The following is a 25,303-nucleotide window of genomic DNA, read 5'->3' as shown; positions in this document are numbered from 1 at the left end:
TTAATGTAAATTAGAAAATTAACTTTCTAATTCTTCTTCGACATCATCTTCGGCACTGTCCATACCGAGTTCTTTAAGTTTACGGGTTAAGGTATTACGACCCCAACCTAAAAGTTCTGCTGCATGGCGCTTACGCCCACGTGTTTGCTGTAGTGCTGCATTGATGAGGGTGCGTTCAAACATTGGTGTGGCAATGTCGAGAATTTTCATCTCACCATTTTTAAGTTTTTGCACAGCCCATTGACCAAGTAATTCATCCCAATGATGCACCCCGATACGATCAATCCCTTGAGTAGCAGGATTGCCATCTGTGCCTTGAATTGGAATCTGTTTTAATTCAGAAGGTAAATCTTCTGGATACACTTCACGGCCTGTGATCATGACTGTTAGCCAGCGACAGGTATTTTCGAGCTGACGCACATTACCTTGCCACGGCAGTTTTTGCATGTATTCTTGCGTTTCAGGACGCAGAATTTTCGGGCTTACCCCAAGTTCTTTGCCTGCACTTGCTAGGAAGTGCTGTGCAAGCATCGGAATATCTTCACTACGATGTGCAAGTTTTGGAATATGAATACGAATGACGTTTAGACGGTGGTACAAGTCTTCACGGAAGCGACCTTCATGTACTAACTTTTCTAAGTCTTGGTGTGTTGCCGCAACGATACGGACATCCACTTTGACTGGGATGTGACCACCGACACGGTAGAATTCGCCATCCGCTAAAACACGCAGTAAACGTGTTTGAGTTTCAAATGGCATGTCGCCAATTTCATCAAGGAAAAGAGTCCCGCCATTGGCTTGTTCGAAACGCCCTTGACGCTGTGTGTTGGCACCGGTGAACGCTCCTTTTTCATGACCAAATAATTCAGTTTCGATCAAATCTTTTGGAATTGCTGCCATGTTGAGGGCAATAAATGGCTTATTGCCACGTGGTGAGTGTTTGTGCAACGCATGCGCAACCAATTCTTTACCCGTGCCTGATTCACCATTAATTAATACGGTAATGTGTGATTGAGAAAGACGGCCAATGGCACGGAAGACTTCCTGCATAGCAGGTGATTCACCAATAATCTCTGTAGATTGAATCGGTTGAACGGTTTTTGCAGATTCTTGTTGTTGTAATTTGGCAATATGTAAAATTGCACGGTTAACAAGTGCTAAAGCTTCATCAATATCAAAAGGTTTTGGTAGATATTCAAAAGCACCCGTTTGATAGCTCGACACAGCAGATTCTAAATCTGAATGTGCGGTCATGATAATTACAGGTAAGTCAGGGTAGTTGCCTTTGACTTTACCTAAAAAGGTCAGTCCATCAATACCCGGCATACGGATGTCTGTCAAAATAACATCTGGCGCATCGACACTTAACTGATCTAAAGCGGATTGTGCTTCTTCAAAACTGGTAACATCAAAACCTTCTTCTTTGAATGTTTTTTCCAGCACCCAACGCATGGCGCGATCATCATCGATGACCCAAATCTTATTACGCGACATGATCTGACTCCCAAGGTAAATATAGGCTAAATACTGTTTTTCCAGGAACTGATTGGCATTCAATCATTCCGTTATGTTGATGCATAATATTTTGTGCAATGCTAAGGCCGAGACCTGTGCCTTTCGCTCGTCCTGTCACTAAAGGGTAAAATACGGATTCTAATATTTCTTGTGGGACACCTGGTCCATTGTCCTCGATGTCAATGCGTACCGCAGAACGTTTTAATACACCGTTGATGGTGACTAGCCGTTGAATACGTGTGCGCAAGGTGAGTTCTGGTTGATGCTCAACAAAGAACTCTTTATTTTCAGTCATCGCCTGAACAGCATTAACACTGATATTCAGCATGACCTGAATTAATTGATCACGATCTGCCAGAACATCCGGTAAAGAAAGGTCGTAATCACGAGTGATCTTAATTTTCTTTTTGGTTTGGTTGACGATCAGTGAACGAACACGTTCAAGGGGTTCATGGACATTGACTGGTTCGTAACTTGGTAATTGTCTTGAACCAAGCATAGTGTCAGCAAGATTACGTAATCGGTCTACTTCACTAATAATAATGTCGGTGAATTCGCTGTACTTCGGATCATTTAAGCTACGCGCTAAAAGTTGTGTCGCCCCACGGATACCACCGAGTGGATTTTTAATTTCATGGGCAACACCACGAATCAGTTGTCGTGCGACTTGATGCTGTTGAATCAGGTTTTCTTCTTTAGAGATTTTCAACATCCGGTCGATTTGATTCAATTCAATCAATAGCAACGGGTGGTAGGGTTTGCCAGAGTTGAGCTGTGACACGGTGTAATCAACATGAATGTCTTTAAAGTTGACATTAATCGTTGCTTCTCGGCGCGTATAGTGCTGGCCAGAAGTTAATGTATTCATTAATGCATCATGCGTATTGAATTCATCATCGGGCATATGGAGTAAATTTAATACAGGCTGACCTGATGCACGAAGTAAGCTGATGTCAAAAAGCGCTTCACATGATGAATTTAAATAAAAAATATTCAGGTTGCTATCGACCAATAAAATGGCAGTGGTTAAATTATCCACTAAAAGCCGGTAATCAATCGTCATAGTCTGATCCATTAGCGAGAGGTTCCTGTCTTAAAATGGCGCAATGGCATCTTCATAAAGCAAATCGTTCAATCTAATAAGGTTCGAATTGATGCAATTTATGCAAGATATAAGCCAACTATTTCAGAAATACGCTAAGTTTTGATGCTTATTTGAATAAATGCGCTTATTTAAGACTTTAAATAAAGTGTATAGCCGATTAAAAACAGGCTGTAAATCAAAAATGCATTAAAATGGTGCAAATGAAATTATATGGATGAATTTATAGCATTATTTTGGTGCGTGATATAAAGAGTGGCCTTTTCACCTGTTTTTATGTTTTGAAAAGACATACAATACGCGGATTATAGTGGAGCGCAGATTCATGAAATCCCCCAAAGTCGGTTTTGTTTCTTTAGGTTGTCCTAAGGCATTGGTAGATTCCGAACGAATTTTAACTCAGTTAAAGACTGAAGGTTATGATGTAGCATCAGATTATGATGGTGCAGATTTAGTAGTTGTAAATACCTGTGGTTTTATTGAATCTGCAGTACAAGAGTCGCTAGATGCCATTGGCGAAGCGATGAGTTCAAACGGTCGCGTAATTGTGACTGGTTGTTTAGGTAAAGACGAAGATAAAATTCGCCAAATGCACCCAAATGTCTTAAAAGTGACAGGTGCTGCGGCATATCAAGAAGTGATGGAAGCTGTGCACGAATACGTGCCTGAGCCACCAAAACACAATCCGTTTATTGATCTAGTACCTGAACAAGGTATTCGATTAACACCAAAACATTATGCTTATTTGAAGATTTCAGAAGGTTGTAACCACCGTTGCACATTCTGCATCATCCCAAGCATGCGTGGTGATTTGGTTTCTCGTCCAGTTGGTTCAGTATTGACTGAAGCTCAAGCACTGAAAAAAGCAGGTGTAAAAGAAGTCCTTGTGATTTCTCAAGATACATCGGCTTATGGCGTAGACACCAAATACAAATTGGACTTCTGGAACGGTCAGCCAGTTAAAACTAAATTCTATGACATGTGTGAAGCATTGGGTCAATTGGGTATCTGGGTGCGTCTGCACTATATATATCCATATCCACATGTGGATGCTGTGATTGACTTAATGGCACAAGGCAAAATCCTGCCGTATTTGGATATTCCATTCCAACATGCAAGTCCTAAGATTTTAAAACTCATGAAACGCCCTGCGCACAGTGAAAATACACTGGAGCGTTTAAAAGTTTGGCGTGAGAAATGTCCTGATCTTGTGATTCGTTCTACATTTGTTGTGGGCTTCCCGGGTGAAACTGAAGAAGACTTCCAAATGTTGCTTGATTGGTTAAAAGAAGCGCAGCTTGATCGTGTGGGTTGTTTTACTTACTCACCAGTTGAAGGCGCGACTGCAAATGATTTGCCAGATCATGTGCCTGAAGAAATCAAGCAAGAGCGTTATGAGCGTTTCATGCAAGTTCAGCAAGAAATCTCTGCTGCAAAATTGCAAAGCCGTATTGGTCAGAAAATGACAGTACTTGTGGATGATCTTGAAGAAGAGTTCCCAGTTGCTGTTGCGCGTTCTTATGCAGATGCACCTGAAATTGATGGTAATGTTTTTGTTGAGGATATCGATAAGTCAGTGATTAAAGCAGGTGATTTACTTGAAGTAGAAATTACAGATGCAGATGAATATGACTTATTTGCAAAACTGATCTCGGTTAAGTCTGCTTAAACGATTCATTAAAAATAATTGAAATTAAATAATTCGGAGTTGATGATGCTTGATTCTAAAAAACCACGTTTTGGTCGCATCCTGCTTAAGCTTTCAGGTGAAGCTTTAGCGGGCAATAAAGAGATGGGTATCGATGCACAAGTGCTCGATCAAATGTCACTCGCAATTGCGCACCTTGTTGGTTTAGGTGTTCAAGTGGGTATCGTTGTCGGCGGTGGTAACCTTTACCGTGGCAGCCAATTACAAAAAGATGGTTTGGTTGGCCGTGTAACAGGTGACCAAATGGGTATGTTGGCCACTGTGATGAACGGTTTGGCACTTCGTGATGCTTTGGTGCGTCGTAATATCAAAACTCGTCTAATGTCGGCTTTACCCATTGGTGCAGTAGTTGAATCATACTCTAGCCGTGATGCTATTCGTCATTTAACTCGTGGCGAAGTGTGTGTATTTGTCGCAGGTACGGGTAACCCATTCTTTACGACAGATACAGCGGCATGCTTACGCGGTATCGAGATTGAAGCCAATCTTATCCTTAAAGCGACGAAGGTTGATGGCGTATACAACAAAGATCCAAGCAAGTATGAAGATGCAGTGAAATACGATGCATTAACATTTGACCAAGTTTTAGATGAAAAACTGGGTGTGATGGATTTAACAGCGATTTGCTTGTGCCGTGACCACAACGTTCCACTTCAAGTATTTGATATGAACAAATCAGGTTCATTACTTTCAGTGGTAATGGGTGAAAAAGAGGGTACTCACGTTACGAACTAATGTACGTGGGCCCTAAAGCTCTTTATACTACAAGCTATTTTAGAATTTACATCTTTTCGAATTAAGTAAGGAAGATCACATGATTAACGATCTTAAAAAAGACGCAGAAGACCGTATGAACAAATCTCTAGATTCTCTAGAGCATGGTTTTGCCAAAGTTCGTACAGGCCGCGCGCACCCATCAATTTTAAATGGTGTTATGGTTCCTTACTATGGCTCTGATGTGCCATTAAACCAAGTAGCGAACGTGGGTGTAGAAGACTCTCGTACTCTACTTGTTCAGCCTTTTGAACGTTCAATGGTTGCTGCAATTGATAAAGCAATTCGTGAATCTGACTTGGGCTTAAACCCGATTACTGCTGATGCCATCCGTGTTCCTATGGCTGCATTAACAGAAGAAACACGTAAAGACATGCAGAAAGTTGCACGTAACGAAGCTGAAAATGCAAAAGTTGCGATCCGTAACATCCGTCGTGATGTTTTGGGTGATATCAAAGCATTGTTAAAAGAAAAAGAAATTTCTGAAGATGATGAGCGTCGCGCGGGTGATGACATTCAAAAAATCACAGACAAATTCGTTGCTGAAGTTGAAAAACGTCTGGCTGCAAAAGAAGCTGAATTGATGAAGGTCTAAGTTTTAATGACCTCATCTGAAGAAACTTCCCGTCTTCCAAAACATGTTGCCATCATTATGGATGGCAACAATCGTTTTGCAAAAAAGAATCAAATGCAAAAAGGTGAAGGGCATCGTTCTGGAAAGGACATCCTAGATCCCATCGTTGAACATTGTCGTAAAAGAAATATCCAAGCACTGACCGTTTTTGCTTTTTCGAGTGAAAATTGGAATCGTCCTCAGTTTGAGGTTGATTTGTTGATGGCTCTTCTTGAAGAAACCATTCATGAGCAGTTGCCACGCATGGAAAAATTTAACATTTCCCTACGTTTTATTGGTGATCGTTCTCGCTTATCTCCTAACTTACGTGACTTAATGTTGCAAGCTGAACAAAGGACTGCTAATTTCGACAGCATGACTTTAACTATTGCAATTAGTTACGGTGGTATGTGGGATATGACACAGGCTGCAAAAAAAATCGCAGCAGATGTTTTAACTAACAAAATAAATCTTGAAGCAGTGGATGCTGAAGTCTTTGGTCAATATGTCAGTTTAAGTGATCTACCTCCGGTAGATTTGTTAATTCGTACAGGTGGTGATTTCCGTCTCTCGAACTTCTTGCTTTGGCAAGCTGCGTATGCAGAACTTTATTTTACCCAGACATTATGGCCTGAATTTACCATTGAAGAATTTGACGACGCACTAGCGGTATTTGGTGGTCGTGAACGTCGTTTTGGTAAGACCTCAGAGCAGATTCAACAAGAGCAGTTTGAGAATAAATAAATGTTAGAGCGGATAATAACCGCATTGGTACTGGTTTCAGTTGTACTGAGTTGCATGTTTGCAACCGAGTCTAAATACCCAATGCTTGTGCTGATGATTATTGCATCAGCTGTCGCGGGTTATGAGTGGTTCAAACTCATGCCGCGGAATACACAAAATGTGATTAAACCTTTCGCTTGGGGCTATGGTCTAGTCACTGCTATTCTTTCAGCACTAGCATTGCATTTTACAGATGTTGCATTACTGCTTTGGGCGGCTTCGATCTTTACTTGGATCTTAAGTGTCTATTGGGTGAAGTCTTATCCTGATTACGATAACTGGTATAACCCGAGTCTGAGTGGTATTGGTTTAGTCTTAGTTCCTGCTGCGGTAACTGCTATTTTTTCTGTGTGGATGAACTCACCGTGGTGGCTCATGTATCTGTTCCTTTTGGTATGGGGTGCAGACAGTGGTGCATATTTCGTGGGACGTAAATTCGGTAAGAAAAAACTTGCACCAGATGTGAGCCCGAATAAATCGATCGAAGGTTTATACGGCGGTCTATTCACTGCAATGCTAATTGTCATTGTTGTTGAAATTATTTATCTAGATTTAAGCATCGCTGAACATATCTTATTTTTAATACTTTCAGTAATAACGGTATTTAGTTCAGTACTTGGTGATTTATTTGAATCGATGATCAAGCGTCGTGCAGGGATCAAAGATTCTGGTCGTATTCTTCCCGGACATGGTGGTGTGCTGGATCGTATTGACTCGTTGCTTGCTGCAGCACCTATCTTTGCAGCAGGTATGTATGTTTTAAAATTAATTGGCGTAGATTTATAGATGTCACAATCTGTTTGTATATTGGGTGTAACAGGATCCATTGGTCAAAGTACTTTAAAGATTCTGCAACAGCATCCCGAAGAGTATTCAGTTTTTGCAGTCACTGCACATAGCCGAATTGTAGAACTTGTCGAAATATGCAAACAATATCGACCGAAAATCGCAGTTGTTCCATTCAATAAAGTGGATGAACTGCGCCAATTACTCGTAGCTGAAAAATTAACTGATATTGAAATCCTGCATGATGAAGAAGGATTAATCGCAGTAGCAGAACATCCACAGGTTGATGTGGTCATGGCAGCTATTGTTGGTGCGGCAGGGTTGCTACCTACATTGGCTGCTGCGAAAGCAGGTAAACGCGTGTTGCTTGCAAATAAAGAAGCGCTGGTGATGTCGGGTGACATCATGATTCAGACCGCACGTGAAAATAATGCTTTGTTGCTGCCAGTCGATTCTGAACACAATGCAATCTTCCAATGCTTACCTGAAACTTATCTACAAGGTGAGCGTCATGGTCAGCCAAAGCTAGGTGTCAAACAAATTTTACTTACCGCTTCTGGTGGTCCATTTTTACATCATAGTTTAGAACAATTGCAAAGTGTAACGCCGGCCCAAGCCTGTAAGCATCCAAATTGGTCGATGGGGCAAAAAATTTCAGTTGATTCTGCAACGCTAATGAATAAAGGCTTGGAATTAATCGAAGCCTGTCATCTTTTTGCAGTTGAAGAACAATTTGTAACAGTTGTTGTCCATCCACAGAGTATCATTCATTCAATGGTTCAATATGTAGATGGTTCGACTTTGGCACAAATGGGAAATCCTGATATGTGTACGCCTATTGCTCATGCATTAGCGTGGCCAAAGCGTATTCAAACACATGTGCCTCCATTAGATTTATTTGTTCATTCACAGTTAAACTTTGAACAGCCTGATATACAGCGATTCCCAGCACTAAAATTAGCACGTCAAGCCATGAAGGCTGGGGGCTTAGCTCCTACGATTTTAAATGCAGCCAATGAAATCGCCGTGGCAGCATTTTTGCATGAGAAAATTGGCTTTACTCAAATCCCTCAAATTGTGGAACATGTGTTGGGGCAAGTTGAAAACTCAGCTGCAAATAATATTGATGTTATTTTGCATGCAGATAAATCGGCACGTATGGTTGCTGAAAAAGCAGTATTGAATTCAGGAAGTTAAGACATGAATGCCTTGTTTATGATTATTGCAGCAATATTGCTACTTGGACCGCTGATAGCGATTCATGAATTTGGGCATTATTTCGTTGCACGTAAACTGGGCGTAAAGGTTTTGGTGTATTCGATTGGTTTTGGCCCAACACTACTTAAGTGGACGTCAAAGAAGTCGGGTATTCAATATCAACTGTCTGCATTACCACTGGGTGGTTATGTCAAAATGTTGGATGAGCGTGAAGGTGATGTCGCAGCAGAAGACTTACCGAAAGCATTTAACCGACAACACCCTTGGAAGCGTATTGCAATTGTGGCTGCAGGGCCACTCATTAACTTGGCTTTTGCAGTAGTGTTGTTTTGGATTTTATTTTTACCAGCTCAGGAACAGCTCAATACGCGCGTAGGTAAAATTTTACCGAATACGCCAGCAGCGGCTGCGCAAATGCAGACTGGTGATAAAATTACTGCCGTAGATGGCACTCAAGTATCCACTTGGGAGCGCTTGAATTATGCCTTGGTTGATCGTGTAGGTGAAACTGGCAATATTCAAATTCAAGCTGAACGAGCAGGGCAAATTCAAAACTTCAGTTTACCTATTCAAAGTTTCTTACGTGATCAAACTCAGTCACCACTCGATGTTCTTGGTTTTACACCGTATCGTCCTGAAATTCCTGCAGTGGTTTCAAAACTCAGTGAAGATGGCGCAGCGATTCGCCAAGGGATGCAAGTGGGTGATCGAATTGTTTCGATCGATGGCGTAAAAATGAAAGGCTGGTTTGATGTTGTACAAGTTGTACAAGCTTCTCCAGAAAAGTTACTTAAAATTGATGTTTTACGACAAAATAAAATTGTGCATTTAAACGTGATGCCGCAAGGTAAGCGTGACCAAATGGGTAAAGTCACAGGGCTTTTAGGTGTACAAAGCGATCCGGGTAAAGTCAATATTCCAGCCGAATACAAACAAACCATTCAATACACGCCTGTAGAGGCGATGGGAAAAGCGGTAGAAAAAACAGGTCAGATCTCTAGTATGATCCTGAATTCTATTGTAAAAATGGTGCGTGGTTTGGTGGGTTTGGATAATTTATCTGGTCCGATTACCATTGCGAAAGTGGCTGGACAAAGTGCTGAAATGGGGTGGCAAACCTTCATTTCATTTATGGCACTGATGAGTGTGAGTTTAGGTATTTTAAATTTACTACCGATTCCTATGCTCGATGGCGGTCATTTAATTTACTATTTTATTGAATTAATTCGTGGTAAACCTGTTTCTGAACAAATACAATTGGTTGGATTAAAAATTGGTATGGTATTGCTGGGTAGCATGATGCTACTGGCTCTATTCAATGACATTATGCGTTTATAAGAACGTTATACGAAATAAATTAACAGCGGAAAAGACTGGCATGCAGCACAAACATTTATTTATGCCATTGGCACTGGTTAGTGCTATGGCCGTAGCACAACAAGTATATGCAGCAGATGATTTTGTAGTACAAGATATTCGTGTTGATGGCTTAGTGCGTTTAACTCCTGACAATGTAGCCGGAATGATCCCATTCTCCGCTGGTGATCGTGTCAATGATCAAATCATTTCAAACTCAATTCGTAGCATGTTTGCGTCGGGTTTGTTTGATGATGTGAAGTCTTCACAAGTCGGTAATACCCTTGTATATACAGTGGTTGAACGCCCAGTAATTTCTAAAGTTGAGCTAAAAGGCAATAAACTTATTCCTAAAGAAGCCTTGGAAGAAGGCTTAAAGAAAATGGGTCTGTCCGAAGGTGAAGTTTTAAAGAAATCATCTTTGCAAACGGTTGAAACTGAATTAGAACAACAGTACATGCAGCAAGGTCGCTACGATGCTGATGTCAAAGTGATTACAACCGCTCAACCGAATAACCGTGTCAATGTCTTAATCGAGTTTGAAGAAGGTCAATCTGCCAAAGTATTTGATATTAATATCATTGGTAATACGGTCTTTAAAGAAAGCGAAATTAAACAAATTTTTGCATTAAAAGAAAGTGGTTGGAACTCGATCATTTCTCGAAATGACCGCTATGCACGTGAAAAGATGGCTGCGAGTTTAGAAGCTTTACGTGCGATGTATCTCAATAAAGGTTACATCAACTTCAACATTACCAATTCAAGTCTGAATTTGAGTGAAGATAAAAAACACGTCTTTATCGAAGTTTCGGTGGATGAAGGTGAACAATTTAAGTTTGGTGAAACCCATTTTTTAGGTGATACGCTTTATACGCAAACAGATTTAAACGCTTTAAAACTTTATAAAGATGGCGATTTATATTCACAAGAAAAAGTGAATGGTGTGAAACAGCTTTTACTTCGTAAATATGGTAATGCAGGTTACTACTTTGCAGAAGTGAACATTGTTCCTGAAATCAATAAAGACACCAAATTGGTTGATTTAAATTACTATGTGAATCCGGGCCAGCAAGTCACTGTTCGCCGTATTAATTTCACAGGTAACTCGAAAACAGCTGATGAAGTTCTACGTCGTGAAATGCGTCAAATGGAAGGCGCCTTAGCAAGTAACGAAAAAATTGATTTGTCTAAAGTGCGTTTAGAACGTACTGGTTTCTTTAAAACCGTTGATGTTAAGCCTGCACGTATTCCGGGCACGCCAGATCAAATTGATTTAAATGTAAATGTTGAAGAGCAGCATTCGGGGACAAGTACTTTAGCTGTTGGTTTCTCACAAAGTGGCGGTGTAACTTTCCAAGCAGGTTTGAGTCAAACCAACTTCTTGGGTACAGGTAATGCAGTTTCTATCGATTTGTCTCGTTCAGAGACTCAAGATTATTACAACCTCAGTGTAACTGACCCATACTTCACTATTGATGGTGTACGCCGTGGTTATAACTTGTACTACCGTAAAACCAAGTTAGATGACGACTATAACGTTAACAACTACGTCACTGACAGTTTTGGTGGTGGTATTAACTTTGGTTATCCGATCGATGAAAACCAAAGTATCAGTATGGGGTTAAATGTAGATAAAACTGATGTGACTACGGGTCCTTATGTTTCTACATATGTTGCTGATTATTTAACGAGCCATGGTGGTAAGGAAACAAAAACAGGTCAATATTGTCCTGGTACAACAGATGTGGATAAAGGTTGCGTAGACTCTAAAGGTAATGTGATTAATACGTTGCCATATGGTGCTGAGTATCAAGGTGATTTTTTAACTTATAATTTAAATTTAGGTTGGTCATATAACACCTTAAACCGTCCAGTATTCCCAACGTCAGGTATGTCTCATCGTGTGAATGCCGAAGTGGCGCTACCTGGTAGTGATGTTGAATATCAAAAAGTTACGTATGATGCCCAGGCTTACTTCCCATTAGGTAAAGACTTTGTGTTCCGTGGCTATGGTAAGTTGGGTTATGGTAATGATTTACCATTTTATAAAAACTTCTATGCAGGTGGTTTTGGTTCGGTACGTGGTTATGATAACAGTACGTTGGGTCCAAAATATCCGGGTGTTTATTACCAAGATACCAATCAAACTGATTATGATATGGAAGAAGTTGGTGGTAATGCTTTAATTCAATTTGGTACTGAATTAGCTTTACCTGTGCCATTTAAAGGCGATTGGGCGCGTCAAGTACGCCCAGTATTGTTTGCTGAAGGCGCGCAAGTATTTGATACCCAATGTGATGTATCTCAGTCAAGTGAAGATCGCAAATACTGTAAAGATAACTTCGGTTTTGATATGAATAACATGCGTTATAGCGTTGGTGCAGGCTTTACTTGGATCACGATGATTGGTCCAATTTCACTGAGTTATGCATTCCCGCTTAATGACAAAGCTGGTGATGAAACAAAAGAAATTCAATTCGAGATTGGTCGTACGTTCTAAGTACGACCCTTCTGGGAATAACAAAATTACAGGTTGATAAGATGAATAAATTATTTGCTGGTTTGGCGGTATTGGGTATGTCATGTTCTGCTGTGGTACATGCAGCAGGTTACGGTGTGGTTGATTTAGAAAAGGTGGTGGATCAAAGCACTTATATAAAACAACAAAATGCTCAAATTCAACAGCAATTGAAACCACAAACCACTAAAATTGAATCACTTGCTAAAGAGCTGGAAGCAATGCAACAAAAAGCTCAGCAAGGTGGTGATAAGTTGACTGCTGCGCAAAAGCAGCAAATGGGTCAACAGTATCAAACTAAACTCAAAGAGCTGACTGATTTACAGCAAAAAGTTCAAGCTTCGGTTCAAGGTAATATCCAGTCCTTAAATCGCACGATGGATACTCGAATTAAACAAGTTGCAGAACAATTGCGCACAGAAAATAAGTTAGATGTTGTTTTGAATAAAAATTCAGCACTTGCGTATGACCCTAAGTTTGATTTAACTGATAAAATGATTCAAAAGGTTAATGCAATTAAATAATCAATGAATTCTCAAAAATTCAGTTTAGAAAAGCTTGCTCAACTTGTTCAAGGTCAATGTATTGGCCAGCTAGACTTGCAATTCAGTGGAATGGCAAGTTTAGAGAGTGCTCAACCGCATCAGCTTGCATTTTTAAACGCAGATAAATATCTGAATGAAGCTCAACAATCTCAGGCTGGTGCGCTGATTGTGACTGCAGACATGCAGTCACAAATCCCTTCACAGCAAAACTTTATTGTTGTACCCAATCCGTATTTGGCTTTCGCTATTCTGACGCATGTTTTTGAAAAAAAATCTGTAGAAACAGGAATTGAAAGTACTGCCCAAATTCATCCTTCTGCAATCATTTCTGATACTGCTTATATTGGGCATTATGTGGTGATTGGTGCGAATAGTGTGGTGGGTGAAGGAACGCGCATTGAATCACAAGTGAAGATTGATCATGGTGTTGAAATTGGTAAAGATTGTTTTATTGATTCGCATGTGACGATTACTGGTGAAGCCAAGTTAGGTGATCGTGTACGTATCCATGCAAATACGGTGGTCGGTGGTGAAGGATTTGGTTTTGCACCTTATCAAGGGAAATGGCATCGTATTGCTCAATTAGGTTCTGTGCGTATCGGGAATGATGTGCGTATTGGTTCAAATTGTAGTATCGACCGTGGTGCTTTAGATGACACAATTTTGGAAGATGGTGTCATTATTGATAACCTTGTGCAAATCGCGCATAACGTCAAAGTTGGTGCAAATACAGCAATGGCTGCGAAATGTGGTATTGCCGGTAGTACAACTATTGGCAAAAATTGTGTGCTAGCAGGGGCTGTTGGTATCGTAGGTCACATTAATATTGCAGATAATGTGACAATTACCGGTATGTCAATGGTCACAAAAAGTATTTCCGTTGCTGGGAGTTATTCTTCAGGTACGCCAATGCTTGAAAGTGGTTCTTGGAAAAAGGCAGCAATCCGCTTTAAACAATTAGCAGATGTGCCATTGACCCAATTGGTCAAACGACTTGATCATATGCAGTCTCAAATTGAGTCCCTTGAATCAACATTTAAATTGCGTAAATAATTATGATGACAGAGTCGAATACCCCAGCTTTCACAAAACCTGAATTACCAATGACTATTCAGACTATTCGTGAATATTTGCCACATCGTTATCCGTTTTTATTGGTTGATCGTGTTGTTGAAGTGACTGACAACGGGATTGTAGGCTATAAAAATGTAACGATTAACGAAGAATTTTTACAAGGCCATTTCCCTGAATATCCAATTATGCCGGGCGTGCTGATTGTTGAGGCATTGGCGCAAGTGTCGGGTATCTTAGGTTTCATCATGAATAATGAGAAACCTTCAGCGGGTTCGTTGTTCTTATTTGCTGGTGCAGAAAAGGTCCGATTTAAAAAACAAGTCGTTGCAGGCGATCAACTTGTATTAAAATCAGAATTAGTGATGCAAAAGCGTGGCATTTACAAATATAATTGTGTTGCCACTGTAGATGGCGTAGTCGCAGCAACCGCGGAAATTATGGTTTCGCATCAGAAAACAGAGACAGCATGAGCAATAACGAATTAATTCATCCTACCGCCATTATTGACTCATCAGCAGTAATTGCTCCGGATGTGCAAATTGGACCATATTGTATTATTGGTCCTAAAGTCACAATTGGAGCGGGTACAAAACTGCATTCACATGTTGTGGTGGGTGGTTATACCCGTATTGGTCAACATAACGAAATTTTTCAATTTGCCAGTGTTGGTGAAGTTTGCCAAGACTTGAAATATGCTGGTGAAGAAACCTGGTTAGAAATCGGTGATCACAACTCGATTCGTGAACACTGTAGTTTACACCGTGGTACTGTTCAAGATCAGGGTCTAACTAAAGTTGGTAGTCACAATTTATTGATGGTGAATACACATATTGCACATGACTGTGTGGTAGGTGATCATAATATCTTTGCTAATAACGTCGGCGTTGCAGGTCATGTCCACATTGGTGATTACGTCATCGTAGGTGGTAACTCTGGTATTCATCAATTCTGTAAAATCGATTCATACAGTATGATTGGTGGTGCATCGCTTATTTTGAAAGATGTACCTGCTTATGTCATGGTATCTGGTAATCCAGCCCATGCTTTTGCCATGAACATTGAAGGTATGCGTCGTAAAGGTTGGTCTAAAAATGTGATTCAAGGTTTACGTGAATCTTTTAAATTGATCTATAAAGATGGTTTAACGACGAATGAAGCGATTGAGCGTATTCGCATTGAAATTTTGCCTGAAGTGGCAGAAGCGCAATTGTTGATTGACTCACTTGAGCAGTCTAAGCGCGGTATTGTGCGCTAAATGCTGCGAATAAAAAATAGTTCTATTTTTTAACAAAGCCTGCTTCTTCAGATTTTGGATACTTTTGGGTAAGCTTGGTTTTGAGCTGCGTTGCTAAACTGCTGTTTCGATCTACGTCTTTTGCAATGCTATACAGTTGATATAACGCTCTAGGTGCACGAGTCGACTCAGGGTATTGATCTACTACAATACCATAGTTCTTTTTCGCTTCTGCGTAGTTAGTCGGTTCAACAGCAAGGTTGAATTCAGCTAGCCAAAAATATGCATTGCTAATATAAACACTGTTAGGATTATTTTTAATAAAATTTTTCATCGGTGCGATGGCTTTTTTCGCACCACCTTGTTTGTATGCATCTAAAGCAACGGTATAAGCTGCTTTCTCGAGCTCAAGTGAGTCACCGCCTGTATTTACAGGTTGTTTTGCAGATGAGCTTAAAGTTGCTTGTGCTGTAGGTTGTTTAACCGGTGTAGGGACTGTATTAGCTGTTGCTGGGTGCAATACCTTGTTGGTTATCCTCCGCAGCCTCTGTGTCTTCACTCGGATCTACTTTTTGTTGGAGTAGCTCTAAACGTTGATCTAAATCTGCATAGCGGTTTGTAAGTTCACTTTTTAATTGTTCGATAATATTGTCTTGCTCTTCCATTTTACCACGTAAGCTACGCAATTCATTTTCGAGCTGTTGATTCTTCTGCATGAGCTGCCAATTTAAATTGGTTGGCGTAGGGGTAGAGCCAGCACCTGTTTGAATGGCTGTATTATTTGCTGTATACACAGTGCCATTATCAGCGCCACTCAAACCGCGAGATTCAATTGGAATATTGGCAAATAGCGTACCTGAGCAAGTCAATGTAAGGGCACACAATACATGCTGTTTAAACATCATAAAAATTCCATGTAGTTGCAAGCATGTCCGTATTGAATAGTTTTATTACAGACTGCTTTAGATAAAACGATAAGCACATTAAAAACGCCAAAGTTCTGAATTGCAATAAGCTTTTACAATCTTGTTGTGTATTAAAGTAAAAATATAGCGATGAAGTTTCATGTTTTCTACATCATCTATCATCATATTGATTTATAAATAATCAAACAGTATTTTCTACTCAGGAATTCTCGGTTTTAGTCTTGCATGTTTATTAAAAATCTCTATACTCTGTTCTTGCAATGGTAGCCCTGCCGGTTACTTCGCAATTGTACTCTACAAACCCCGCCAGGACCGGAAGGTAGCAACGGTAGTAGAAATATGATGTGCCGAAGTCTTGCTGGTAGGGTTGCCACCAGTTTAAATAATAATAAATTAAACTTCCTCTCATTTTTTCAATCCTAACTTCTTCTTTATTTTAGTTTTATTAATTCTTCATTTAGATCTATATCTTTGTTATTCGTCATCAAATTCTTTACGTGCAATCACTTTAAAAATCGTATCGAGATCAAAGCCTCGATATTGCAAAAAACGTATTTGTTTGGCTTTTTGTTTTGGATCACGTTCAACAGCTTTGCCAAATTTTTTGATCTTGAGCTGGTAAGCTTCAGCGACCCAATCTGTTTCTTTTAATTCATCCTGAATTAACTCACTGTCTACTTTTTTATTTTTTAAAGCAAGCTTTATACGGTTGGGGCCTTTACCTTTGCGTTTTTGACTCGACAACAGCATTTCTGCTACACGCTGATCGCTTTGATAGTTCTCACGTGCGAGTTCTTCCACCAAGTGTATGACTTCTTCGCGACTATCCGCATACAGTGCTAATTTTTCGATTAAATCCGCTTTTGAGTATTCTTTACGTGTGAGTACTGCAAAAGCGTACGAGCGTAGACGAGAGCCGCGCAGTCCCGATTTTTTTTCAGCATGAACATCTTTACCATTGGTGTCAAAATGCAACGCAGTGTGATCGATCACCGAAGTATTGTCATGTGAAATGTCAGTTTGTGCAGCATGATTTACGCAGGTAGTTTCTTCAGCTTCTGCAAACTGTTGTTTCAGTGCTTCATAATCAAGCAAGAGTGGAAAATGGTCTTTAGTCATGGGGTCATTTTAATACAAATTTTGAGTGCAAAACAAAACGCCCCGTAGGGCGTTTCGTCTGCTATTAAAGTATGCTGTAATTAAGCATCTAAAAAGTCTGGTTCTTCTTCGTCTTTGTCTTCTACAGGTGCTGTACCCGTAGTCAGAAGTTGTTCACGAATCAGTTTTTCGATAGTTTGCACAAGTTCAGGGTGTTCTTCTAAGTGGCGAATGGTATTGTTTTTACCTTGCCCAATCTTGTCACCTTGGTATGAATACCAAGCACCTGCTTTTTGAACAATTTCTTGTTGTACTGCGAGGTCAACAAGCTCACCTAAATGGTTCACGCCTTTACCATAAAGAATTTGGAAAATCGCTTCACGGAATGGAGGAGCCATTTTGTTTTTCACAACTTTCACTTTGGTTTCTGAACCAATGATTTCGTCGCCTTCTTTCACTTGACCAATACGGCGGATATCTAAACGTACAGATGCATAGAATTTAAGTGCATTACCACCAGTTGTGGTTTCTGGGCTACCAAACATTACACCAATCTTCATACGGATTTGGTTAATGAAGATCACCATACAGTTCGAACGTTTAGCATTACCGGTAATTTTACGCAGTGCTTGGCTCATCAGGCGAGCTTGTAAGCCCATGTGTGAGTCACCCATTTCGCCTTCAATTTCGGCGCGAGGGGTCAGTGCAGCTACAGAGTCGACAACGATCAGGTCAATGGCACCTGAACGTACCAGCATGTCTGCAATTTCAAGCGCTTGTTCACCATTGTCTGGCTGTGAAACAAGTAAGTTATCAATATCTACGCCAAGTTTACGTGCGTATTGAGGGTCTAATGCATGTTCAGCATCGATGAATGCACAAGTACCGCCAGTTTTTTGACATTGCGCAATGGCTTGTAATGTCATAGTCGTTTTACCAGAAGATTCAGGACCGTAGATTTCTACGATACGACCTTTAGGTAAACCACCAATACCTAGTGCGATATCTAGTGTTAAAGAACCCGTAGAGACAGCTTCAACCGCCTGTACAGTATTATCACCAAGACGCATAACGGTGTTTTTACCAAACTGCTTTTCAATTTGGCTTAAGGCCGCATTTAACGCCTTGCTTTTATTATCATCCATCTTACAACCTCAATACGATGTCACGAAACAATATACTCAAGTGGATGTATTCAGTTTAAATCTGTTCCACGAGGGTATAGTGACAGAAATCATCCTTTTGTTCTATGAAAATCACAACAGGTGCGACATGTTGTGACGCTTTAACTTAATCATCATTATAAGACCATTGCTGGTCAAACTGTTGATCATTTTCTCTTTTAAATTTACCAATATCTCGACGATCTTTTTTACTTGGTCGATGATCTGGCCGAGCTAGATTATGCAACTTTCTTTGGGATGCGAGCAATTCCCGTTTTGCAATACTGACCTCAGTTTCATCATAAAGCAGCTGAGCGGTTGGGGCAGGCCCACGAACATCCGACAGTGCTTTCACCACCACGGTTTTTTTCTCAAGGCCTTGTGCAATGGTTAATTCCATGCCTACACGAACTTCACGAGAGACTTTAACGCGTTCGCCATTATGATGAACTTTACCGCCTTCAATAGCATTTTTGGCAATAGAGCGTGTTTTAAAAAAACGTGCAGCCCACAACCATTTGTCTATACGCATACCAACCGCATCTTCGGCTAGATTTGATTTACGCATATTTTTTCTGTTCCTCGACGTGCTCAGTCATTTGAGCTTCTAAAATAGGGATTAAATCTGTTAATGCGGACAGCATTGGATAATTACAAGTCTCTCGAGGCGCTTTGGCAGATGAAGGCTGTTGAATCGAATAGAGCTGTTCAATCCCAAAAAGTTTTGCACCATTGAGCACTTTTTCTGTGTCATCAATGAAGTAACAGTTTTTTGCATAGAAGGGGTGTTTGCTTGCTAATATTTGCCAAAACTCAATAAACTCTTTGGCATGACCGAGCGTTTCTGAACTGACGATAACATCGAAAAAATCACGAAGACCGGTTTCTTTAAGTTTGAATTGTAAGCCTGCAAAGTCGGCATTGGTCGCAAGCCAAATAGGATAGCCATTTTCTTTAAGATAGGTAAGCAGCTCAATGCAGCCTTCGCGTTTGGCTACTTTGGCTTTTTGTTCTATTTGCATTGCCAAAACATCAACGCCAACTTGTGACGTCCAAAAGCGAGAGGAGTACCATTTTAGGGTATGATTATGTTGTTGATAAAAACTAAATAGGGTTTGCTTGCTTTGTTCGAGTGAGCACTGATGCTGTTCAGCATAGCGAATTGGCAGCAGCTCATTCCAAATGAAATCATCATAAGCAAGATCGAGTAAAGTACCGTCCATATCGAAAATGATCGTCGGCTTTTCTGAGTAATTTGGCATATAAAGGTATTCTATGTTTAAAACAACAACAGCACCGCAAGACCCACTGATTTTGCAGTTGGTTCCCATTGTGACACAAGCTTGCGAAATTTTGCGAGAAGAATATCGGCGTTATTGCTCAGGTGCAGATTTTGATGTGGAACTTAAAAGTGATGATTCACCGGTAACGCAAGCTGACTATCGTGCAAATAGCTATATTACTCAAGCATTATCCAAAGTTTCTAACTTGCCTGTATTGTCAGAAGAAGGTGACAAGTCTGAACGTATGCAATGGCAAAAATTTTGGCTGCTTGATCCTTTGGATGGCACCAAAGAGTTTTTACATAAAAGACCTGAATTTACCATTAATCTGAGCCTGGTTGAGGGTGCTAATACTACCTTTGCCATATTGGCGATCCCCGGGAAATACAGTGTATATATTTGCCCATTTGCGGGACTGCCGCTGAAATATGATAGCCAGTCAACCACATGGTATGAATATGTTCAAACCTCTGCAGAGAGTGTCGTACACGTTGGCTTGAGTCAAAGTGCCAAAAATAAGCCGATTTATACGGACTATCTAGACGCTTTAGAAAAACTCACTCCTTTTCAGGCCTACCATGCTGGTAGTGCATATAAGTTTTGTATGATGTTAGAAGATCGAGTGGATATTTATCCGCGTTTTCATCCGACTTGTGAATGGGATACGAGCGCTGGACAATGTTTAATCGAGCGTATTGGTGGTGGTTTGGTTGATTTTAAAGGTCGCGCATTTCTATATAACCAACGCACGACTTTATTAAATGGTGGATTTATTGCATTTAAAAATGCCGAAATGAAAGAATTGGCCTTAAATGCTTTGGCAAACATGCCTGACAAAACTTGAGCTAAATCGGGTTCATGCTATAGTGTCAGCACACTCCGTTAAATCTCCTGCATTTAAGAACTGTCAATTATGGCCCTAGATTTGCTCCCTCCTAGTATGCTGAAAGCAATAGACTTATTGCCGGATGAAAAGACGCCTGTAACATTGTTTACACGTCATTCCATTCGTGAAGTTGTACAAGGACAAGGCTTGGCCGGTTATGACTTGCAACTGACCCATCAAGGACGTGATTTAGCCGAAGCGTGGGGCAGCTATTTGGTTGAAAATACCGATCGTGTTATTCAGCACTGTATTTCGAGTCCAATTCAGCGCTGTGTGGATACGGCGGCATTGATGATTCAAGGTGCAGATAATGTCACGATTGAACCGAATACCCACCATATCGAGATCATTGAACAAGGATTATTGGTCGAGCCGGGAAGTTTTGTGCTCGATATTAAAAAAGCAGGACCATACTTTCAAAAGCAAGGTGCTTTAGGCTTTATCAATAGTTTTGTGAATAATGCTTTGCCGGGTATGAAACAGCCCATTCATGGGGTGGTAGATGTTTTGGAGTTGATTTACAACACTCATCCAACCAATGATTATGGTCTGAGTCTAGCGGTGAGTCATGATACGATTTTGGCTGCAATTCTTGCCATTATTTCAGGTAAAAATATCGTGACACGCGAAGACTGGCCGAAAATGATGGAAGGTTTATTTGTTTGGTTTGAAGGAGATGTATTCCTTGAGTCAAAACTGAAATGGATTTGGCGTGGAGAACTAAATGAATTAAATATTCGTGAATTTCAGCAGGCTGAGCAGCAACTCTAAGTATTTTTGCGCATACAAAATATTTAAAAAAGGCATCCATGTACGGGATGCCTTTTTTATCTGCTTCAATATTTCATTAAATAAAAGATTAAATATTGGCTTTAATTCGTGCAGGATACTGATTTAAATCAATACTTGAACCGTCGTCACTATAAGGCCAGCGGCTAGTATTGACAGGGAGATGTTGTTGGTGGATTCGACTGTATTTGTCTGCGGCAATCAATGTGGCAATGTCATGATCTTTAATGCTATACGCTTGTACGATTTCAACTGGATATTGTGTGCGTTCAAAAAATTCAGCTTCTGTTTCCCCTTGATGCAGTGCAAAAATACGTTCTACAGCTGGTAAGTACACGCCATATGCTAACCATGAGTCTACGCCTTGAGAGGCTTGAATCTCAGCGGTCGATTTCATATTTGAAATGACTTTACCTAAAATGTCTTTTTCACCTTTCGATGTAAAATATTCAATATATTGATTTTCTGCTTCTGCAAATTTTTCTAATGATGGCAAAAATTGGTTAATCGACATTTTTATCCCTCTTTTCATTTGTACAGCAATGGCTGCCTAGGATGAAAATTAAAATACCATAAAAAATATATGGGATTAAACCATTTCTAAAAATTTTTATTTACAAAGTTTCTAAAAATATCCTGACAATTTTTGTCGGGAATATACGATTGTATTTAAAGGACTACACCTTAATTTTAGTTGATAAGTGAAGTACCTGTCACAGCAATCGTGATTCAGCCAATACTAAATATTTAGATTTAATTTGAATTGTTAATAAGTGACAAAACGCGGCAATTGAATGATTAATAAAAAGAAAATAGCATTATATTTGTTGTAACTTATTGATTTATATATTTTATGTAAGTCTCTTAATTGGATTTTTTTGTGGCTAATTGGGGAATAGTAGTGAAAAGTGTGATAGGTTTTTCATATAACAAATTATCAATTTGTATTGTGTCATTAATGTTAGTTGCTTGTGGTGGCGGAGGTGGTGGTGATAGTTCAAGTGGCACTGCATCATCTGCCAGTTATCCAGAACCGACCCAAGATATAGTCGATGAAACAAGCATTGGTTTTTATGACTACGATGCCAATGATGCTGTTCGTGAAATACGTAATGATTTAGTCGGTAGCTTTTCCGCGCAAGTTCAATTTGGTCAAAGTCATGTCGTTGACCCGAATGCGAACGAAGCCAAGAAAATGCCACGGTTAACCAGTGAAAAAGAAGCGCTGCTTATCGTGACGCCAACACTTGATATGCAAAACATCAAGCAACTCAAAGTAGAAATCTATCAAAACAATCGCTTAGTTCGCACCGCGACATTGGATGATCCAACGCAGATGCCTGTTTCAGACCAAAGTGGGCAAAGAGGGCGTCCAGATGTTTGGTACAGTAAACGCGCGTGGACCACAACACTCAATTGGGATGAAGTTAAACCCGGTCTAAGATTAAAATTTATCGACGCAAATAAAGTCAGTGGTGAGTTGGCTGAAGATAAAATCGATTTTGCTGCACCAGGTGAATTGGTGTTGAATAATATCCGTATAGGAATGTTGACAGATACACCCAAATCTTCAGGTCATTACATGCTTTTAGAGCCTGAAAAAGCAGGGACAGATTACTTTCAGACTATTCCAGCTGCAGAAATGACGGTCGCGCAATATGATGATGTTAAGTTGAACCGTGTAATGGTCTCGTCAGGTGTCATTTATGATACAGCCAGTGCAACAGCTGGTGATGTCTATTCTGGGGATATGCGCGGAGATGTTGGTAAATCTACATATAGTGTAGGTATTAACCTTGCCAATTGGGGTATTACCAGTGCCTCTATGTCAAATCAAAGTCAGCCGCAACTTACGCAAACTGTTGTTGCACACCATACTAAGGGTAAATATACGAATGGTGAACAAAGTCACGGCTTAAGCGGCGGTAATGGTATGCTGACGCTCTATGATTCTGTAGGTAATGAATTTAGCCATGAAATTGGCCATCACTATGGTTTAGGGCATTACCCTGGTCAGGTGGGTGACAATCTATTTTGGGCTGCACACCATGCAGATAGTGGATGGGGTTATATTGCCAATCGTCATATGATGCGTGGTAATTTATCGTGGACAGCGACATGGAAGTGGGATGGTAGTAATGGGATCCCTAATTTTAAAAATTTGTTTCCGTACGGAAAAGATGCCATGTCCGGCGGGTATCCTGATAGTAATGTATCACGCTACACACACTATACGGGTTACAGCACATTCCTGAAAATTCAACCACACTTTGACCGTTATGTCTGGGATGAAACATCACCTACCGGCTACAAAAAGTGGAATAAAACCACTCGTGAAATGGAAGTCGCTCAACCGAAGATGCCAAATTCTACGGCTCCGGTTTGGTATAACGCAGATCAAAATTATCCACGACCACGGGTCTTTGGTCAGCCCGTAATTACCATTTTAGGGGGCTATGATCCTGTCAATCAAGTCGGTTTGTTGTATCCTGCTGCACGTTCAAACTGGGGTAATGTTTATGATTTAACGGCGGCCAATACGGCCTTAGACCAAGCTGCATGTTGGTTGAATGTGCAATACACGAATAAAGTCAACAATATTGCTTTAGCACCTGTACGACTAGGTAGTAATGCCAATAAACTGCATGTCAATTTAGCTTTGGCAGATCAACCACAGAAAGTTGATTTGTATTGTAAAAAAGCAGGTGAAGAAGCCAAGTTATTAGCAAATATTGATATTCCAGTTTACAGCACAGCGATCAAGCCGGCCGTCAAAATTGGACGTCAGCATGGTTATAGTGCTTTGCGTGCTATCGAACTTCCTCAATTAGAAAGTGCTTTGGAAGCGCAAGCTGCAAATGCTGTTGTTGCTCTTAATCCAACTGAAAAAATGCTGTATGAGTCATATAAAAATGACATGTCATTGATGAATAGTGTGGCGCGTCAGCAATTAACCCGTTATGAGTCGCAACAAAACACCGCATACCGACTAAATCGTTGGATGAATGTGTATGCACAAGACCTAACCAATCAAGTACCTGAGGCGCAAAGCGCGCTCGAAGCATTTATGAAAAAGCTTTCAGTCACTCAAGAAGGTATGTTTGAGCAGGCGACATTGATCAAAAATGGTAACAACTGTTTGAAATCTGAAACCTTAACTGATGGAACATTAAATTTATACATCAGTGGCCCAAGCGGTTGTACGGCGGATGATACTGAACAGTGGGTATATGATGTCATTGGTCGTATACACAGTAAGTCAAATCCAGATCAATGTATTACAGGCAACGGTGGTTTAGCTAAAGTGACGCTAGAACGCTGCATGTTAAACCAAACCAATCAAATTTGGACCATGGACCCTGCGACTACAACGATTCGTCAAAGTGGTCAATGTATGGATTTAAATACGGGACGTTTGCAAAATAACCGTGCGGATTTAATTCGATATAGCTGTACCAACGGTGGCAATCAACGTTGGACAAATTTGACAGCAAGCCAAAACTTATTATGGACATATTTATCAGCGACGAATATGAAGCTGATTAATAAATAATCTGTAGATAGAAAAATAAGGTCCAATAAGGACCTTATTTTTTTGCTTTTAAAAATCTATAGGCACAAAAAAAGCCCTAAAAAGGGCTTTTTTTATCGCAACAAATTAGTTAGCTAAAGCTTTAACTTGTGCATTTAAACGGCTCTTATGACGAGCAGCTTTGTTTTTATGGATGATGCCTTTATCAGCCATACGGTCGATTACAGGAACAGCTTTTTTGTAAGCTTCTGTAGCGACAGCATAATCACCAGCAGCAATAGCAGCTACTGTGCGTTTAAGATAAGTACGAACCATAGAACGTAAGCTTGCGTTGTGTTGACGTGCTTTAACGTTTTGACGAGCACGTTTTTTTGCTTGAGCAGAGTTTGCCACTCGTGCA

At 40.3% G+C, this 25,303-nt stretch carries 23 protein-coding genes, 1 other RNA gene and 1 pseudogene; 16 read left to right on the top strand and 9 right to left on the bottom strand.

What is annotated here, in order from left to right; all coding sequences use genetic code 11:
- Window positions 1–18: 18 nt before the first annotated feature.
- Both glnG and glnL read right to left on the bottom strand, forming a co-directional pair.
- A complete protein-coding gene (gene glnG / locus FTU17_RS06395; RefSeq protein WP_078188728.1) occupies window positions 19–1,494 on the bottom strand; it encodes a nitrogen regulation protein NR(I) in 1,476 nt (491 codons plus the stop codon).
- On the bottom strand, window positions 1,484–2,590 hold the full coding sequence (glnL, locus tag FTU17_RS06390) for a nitrogen regulation protein NR(II) (RefSeq protein ID WP_078188727.1): 1,107 nt from the start codon (window positions 2,588–2,590) through the stop codon (window positions 1,484–1,486). The genes glnG and glnL overlap by 11 nt, the downstream gene beginning before the upstream one ends.
- Window positions 2,591–2,942: 352 nt before the next feature.
- On the opposite strand from glnL, the gene rimO reads away from it, so the two are divergent.
- The 12 genes from rimO (at window position 2,943) to lpxA (ending at window position 15,247) form a co-directional block, all read left to right on the top strand.
- Window positions 2,943–4,286 carry a 30S ribosomal protein S12 methylthiotransferase RimO gene (gene rimO / locus FTU17_RS06385; RefSeq protein WP_180088442.1) on the top strand — a complete coding sequence of 448 codons (1,344 nt, stop codon included), beginning with the start codon at window positions 2,943–2,945 and terminating at the stop codon, window positions 4,284–4,286.
- Window positions 4,287–4,331: 45 nt separating this feature from the next.
- Window positions 4,332–5,060 (top strand): UMP kinase, encoded by a 729-nt coding sequence (gene pyrH, locus FTU17_RS06380; protein WP_078193535.1) that lies wholly within the window; start codon window positions 4,332–4,334, stop codon window positions 5,058–5,060.
- A 79-nt stretch (window positions 5,061–5,139) separates the two neighbouring features.
- Entirely contained in the window at window positions 5,140–5,694 is a 555-nt protein-coding gene (frr, locus tag FTU17_RS06375) for a ribosome recycling factor (RefSeq protein ID WP_078188724.1), read from the top strand.
- Window positions 5,695–5,700: 6 nt separating this feature from the next.
- Window positions 5,701–6,456 carry a polyprenyl diphosphate synthase gene (gene uppS / locus FTU17_RS06370; protein ID WP_180041113.1) on the top strand — a complete coding sequence of 252 codons (756 nt, stop codon included), beginning with the start codon at window positions 5,701–5,703 and terminating at the stop codon, window positions 6,454–6,456.
- Window positions 6,457–7,281, top strand: a complete 825-nt coding sequence (locus FTU17_RS06365; RefSeq protein ID WP_078193533.1) for a CDP-archaeol synthase — start codon at window positions 6,457–6,459, stop codon at window positions 7,279–7,281.
- Window positions 7,282–8,478 carry a 1-deoxy-D-xylulose-5-phosphate reductoisomerase gene (ispC, locus tag FTU17_RS06360; RefSeq protein ID WP_180007768.1) on the top strand — a complete coding sequence of 399 codons (1,197 nt, stop codon included), beginning with the start codon at window positions 7,282–7,284 and terminating at the stop codon, window positions 8,476–8,478.
- A gap of 3 nt (window positions 8,479–8,481) precedes the next feature.
- Window positions 8,482–9,837, top strand: a complete 1,356-nt coding sequence (gene rseP / locus FTU17_RS06355; protein ID WP_180134945.1) for an RIP metalloprotease RseP — start codon at window positions 8,482–8,484, stop codon at window positions 9,835–9,837.
- Window positions 9,838–9,877: 40 nt separating this feature from the next.
- Window positions 9,878–12,355 carry an outer membrane protein assembly factor BamA gene (bamA, locus tag FTU17_RS06350; protein ID WP_180134944.1) on the top strand — a complete coding sequence of 826 codons (2,478 nt, stop codon included), beginning with the start codon at window positions 9,878–9,880 and terminating at the stop codon, window positions 12,353–12,355.
- A gap of 41 nt (window positions 12,356–12,396) precedes the next feature.
- Complete coding sequence (locus FTU17_RS06345) at window positions 12,397–12,897, top strand: OmpH family outer membrane protein (RefSeq protein WP_180048911.1); 501 nt, start codon at window positions 12,397–12,399, stop codon at window positions 12,895–12,897.
- Between the two features lie 3 nt (window positions 12,898–12,900).
- Window positions 12,901–13,971, top strand: a complete 1,071-nt coding sequence (gene lpxD / locus FTU17_RS06340; RefSeq protein WP_180111083.1) for a UDP-3-O-(3-hydroxymyristoyl)glucosamine N-acyltransferase — start codon at window positions 12,901–12,903, stop codon at window positions 13,969–13,971.
- Between the two features lie 5 nt (window positions 13,972–13,976).
- A complete protein-coding gene (gene fabZ / locus FTU17_RS06335) occupies window positions 13,977–14,462 on the top strand; it encodes a 3-hydroxyacyl-ACP dehydratase FabZ (protein WP_171263789.1) in 486 nt (161 codons plus the stop codon).
- Window positions 14,459–15,247 carry an acyl-ACP--UDP-N-acetylglucosamine O-acyltransferase gene (gene lpxA / locus FTU17_RS06330; RefSeq protein ID WP_180034788.1) on the top strand — a complete coding sequence of 263 codons (789 nt, stop codon included), beginning with the start codon at window positions 14,459–14,461 and terminating at the stop codon, window positions 15,245–15,247. The genes fabZ and lpxA overlap by 4 nt, the downstream gene beginning before the upstream one ends.
- Before the next feature lie 22 nt (window positions 15,248–15,269).
- On the opposite strand, the pseudogene FTU17_RS06325 reads toward lpxA, so the two are convergent.
- A pseudogene (locus FTU17_RS06325) lies at window positions 15,270–16,131 on the bottom strand (YbgF trimerization domain-containing protein).
- A 291-nt stretch (window positions 16,132–16,422) separates the two neighbouring features.
- Between FTU17_RS06325 and ffs the strand changes: the two are divergent.
- An RNA gene (ffs, locus tag FTU17_RS06320) (signal recognition particle sRNA small type) lies at window positions 16,423–16,519 on the top strand.
- 107 nt (window positions 16,520–16,626) lie between these two features.
- Here the strand turns inward: ffs and FTU17_RS06315 are convergent.
- The 4 genes from FTU17_RS06315 to FTU17_RS06300 form a co-directional block, all read right to left on the bottom strand.
- Window positions 16,627–17,271: a regulatory protein RecX gene (locus FTU17_RS06315; RefSeq protein ID WP_180134943.1), complete on the bottom strand. Its 645-nt coding sequence runs from the start codon at window positions 17,269–17,271 to the stop codon at window positions 16,627–16,629.
- Between the two features lie 80 nt (window positions 17,272–17,351).
- Window positions 17,352–18,395: a recombinase RecA gene (gene recA / locus FTU17_RS06310; RefSeq protein ID WP_180054430.1), complete on the bottom strand. Its 1,044-nt coding sequence runs from the start codon at window positions 18,393–18,395 to the stop codon at window positions 17,352–17,354.
- 145 nt (window positions 18,396–18,540) lie between these two features.
- The gene (locus FTU17_RS06305) at window positions 18,541–18,981 is read right to left on the bottom strand and encodes an RNA-binding S4 domain-containing protein (protein WP_168377604.1); all 441 of its coding nucleotides are present in this window, start codon (window positions 18,979–18,981) and stop codon (window positions 18,541–18,543) included.
- Entirely contained in the window at window positions 18,974–19,675 is a 702-nt protein-coding gene (locus tag FTU17_RS06300) for an HAD-IA family hydrolase (protein ID WP_180134942.1), read from the bottom strand. The genes FTU17_RS06305 and FTU17_RS06300 overlap by 8 nt, the downstream gene beginning before the upstream one ends.
- A 13-nt stretch (window positions 19,676–19,688) precedes the next feature.
- Between FTU17_RS06300 and FTU17_RS06295 the strand changes: the two genes are divergently transcribed.
- Both FTU17_RS06295 and FTU17_RS06290 read left to right on the top strand, forming a co-directional pair.
- Window positions 19,689–20,540, top strand: a complete 852-nt coding sequence (locus tag FTU17_RS06295; RefSeq protein WP_180134941.1) for a 3'(2'),5'-bisphosphate nucleotidase CysQ — start codon at window positions 19,689–19,691, stop codon at window positions 20,538–20,540.
- A gap of 69 nt (window positions 20,541–20,609) precedes the next feature.
- Window positions 20,610–21,353 carry a histidine phosphatase family protein gene (locus FTU17_RS06290; protein ID WP_078188709.1) on the top strand — a complete coding sequence of 248 codons (744 nt, stop codon included), beginning with the start codon at window positions 20,610–20,612 and terminating at the stop codon, window positions 21,351–21,353.
- Between the two features lie 88 nt (window positions 21,354–21,441).
- On the opposite strand, the gene FTU17_RS06285 is transcribed toward FTU17_RS06290, so the two are convergent.
- Entirely contained in the window at window positions 21,442–21,885 is a 444-nt protein-coding gene (locus tag FTU17_RS06285) for a hypothetical protein (protein ID WP_180066534.1), read from the bottom strand.
- 444 nt (window positions 21,886–22,329) lie between these two features.
- Here FTU17_RS06285 and FTU17_RS06280 point away from each other — a divergent pair, with 444 nt between their 5' ends.
- Window positions 22,330–24,924 carry a M66 family metalloprotease gene (locus FTU17_RS06280; RefSeq protein ID WP_180134940.1) on the top strand — a complete coding sequence of 865 codons (2,595 nt, stop codon included), beginning with the start codon at window positions 22,330–22,332 and terminating at the stop codon, window positions 24,922–24,924.
- A gap of 105 nt (window positions 24,925–25,029) precedes the next feature.
- On the opposite strand, the gene rpsT is transcribed toward FTU17_RS06280, so the two are convergent.
- Window positions 25,030–25,296, bottom strand: coding sequence for a 30S ribosomal protein S20 (gene rpsT, locus FTU17_RS06275; RefSeq protein ID WP_078188707.1), 267 nt, complete (start codon window positions 25,294–25,296; stop codon window positions 25,030–25,032).
- Window positions 25,297–25,303 lie beyond the last annotated feature (7 nt).

Origin of the sequence: Acinetobacter sp. YH12070 (assembly GCF_013419625.1) — a bacterium.
GTDB lineage: Bacteria > Pseudomonadota > Gammaproteobacteria > Pseudomonadales > Moraxellaceae > Acinetobacter > Acinetobacter amyesii.
This window is presented reverse-complemented; position numbering and strand designations above follow the sequence as displayed.

Coding starts and splice junctions, on each gene's coding strand:
- rseP (WP_180134945.1), top strand. CDS start 8,482: ATGAATGCCTTGTTTATGATTATTGCAGCAATATTGCTACTTGGACCG.
- pyrH (WP_078193535.1), top strand. CDS start 4,332: ATGCTTGATTCTAAAAAACCACGTTTTGGTCGCATCCTGCTTAAGCTT.
- bamA (WP_180134944.1), top strand. CDS start 9,878: ATGCAGCACAAACATTTATTTATGCCATTGGCACTGGTTAGTGCTATG.
- FTU17_RS06285 (WP_180066534.1), bottom strand. CDS start 21,885: ATGTCGATTAACCAATTTTTGCCATCATTAGAAAAATTTGCAGAAGCA.
- frr (WP_078188724.1), top strand. CDS start 5,140: ATGATTAACGATCTTAAAAAAGACGCAGAAGACCGTATGAACAAATCT.
- FTU17_RS06365 (WP_078193533.1), top strand. CDS start 6,457: ATGTTAGAGCGGATAATAACCGCATTGGTACTGGTTTCAGTTGTACTG.
- FTU17_RS06345 (WP_180048911.1), top strand. CDS start 12,397: ATGAATAAATTATTTGCTGGTTTGGCGGTATTGGGTATGTCATGTTCT.
- FTU17_RS06300 (WP_180134942.1), bottom strand. CDS start 19,675: ATGCCAAATTACTCAGAAAAGCCGACGATCATTTTCGATATGGACGGT.
- FTU17_RS06280 (WP_180134940.1), top strand. CDS start 22,330: ATGTTAGTTGCTTGTGGTGGCGGAGGTGGTGGTGATAGTTCAAGTGGC.
- lpxD (WP_180111083.1), top strand. CDS start 12,901: ATGAATTCTCAAAAATTCAGTTTAGAAAAGCTTGCTCAACTTGTTCAA.
- glnL (WP_078188727.1), bottom strand. CDS start 2,590: ATGGATCAGACTATGACGATTGATTACCGGCTTTTAGTGGATAATTTA.
- FTU17_RS06290 (WP_078188709.1), top strand. CDS start 20,610: ATGGCCCTAGATTTGCTCCCTCCTAGTATGCTGAAAGCAATAGACTTA.
- fabZ (WP_171263789.1), top strand. CDS start 13,977: ATGACAGAGTCGAATACCCCAGCTTTCACAAAACCTGAATTACCAATG.
- rimO (WP_180088442.1), top strand. CDS start 2,943: ATGAAATCCCCCAAAGTCGGTTTTGTTTCTTTAGGTTGTCCTAAGGCA.
- recA (WP_180054430.1), bottom strand. CDS start 18,395: ATGGATGATAATAAAAGCAAGGCGTTAAATGCGGCCTTAAGCCAAATT.
- FTU17_RS06305 (WP_168377604.1), bottom strand. CDS start 18,981: ATGCGTAAATCAAATCTAGCCGAAGATGCGGTTGGTATGCGTATAGAC.
- FTU17_RS06295 (WP_180134941.1), top strand. CDS start 19,689: ATGTTTAAAACAACAACAGCACCGCAAGACCCACTGATTTTGCAGTTG.
- lpxA (WP_180034788.1), top strand. CDS start 14,459: ATGAGCAATAACGAATTAATTCATCCTACCGCCATTATTGACTCATCA.
- uppS (WP_180041113.1), top strand. CDS start 5,701: ATGACCTCATCTGAAGAAACTTCCCGTCTTCCAAAACATGTTGCCATC.
- FTU17_RS06315 (WP_180134943.1), bottom strand. CDS start 17,271: ATGACTAAAGACCATTTTCCACTCTTGCTTGATTATGAAGCACTGAAA.
- ispC (WP_180007768.1), top strand. CDS start 7,282: ATGTCACAATCTGTTTGTATATTGGGTGTAACAGGATCCATTGGTCAA.
- glnG (WP_078188728.1), bottom strand. CDS start 1,494: ATGTCGCGTAATAAGATTTGGGTCATCGATGATGATCGCGCCATGCGT.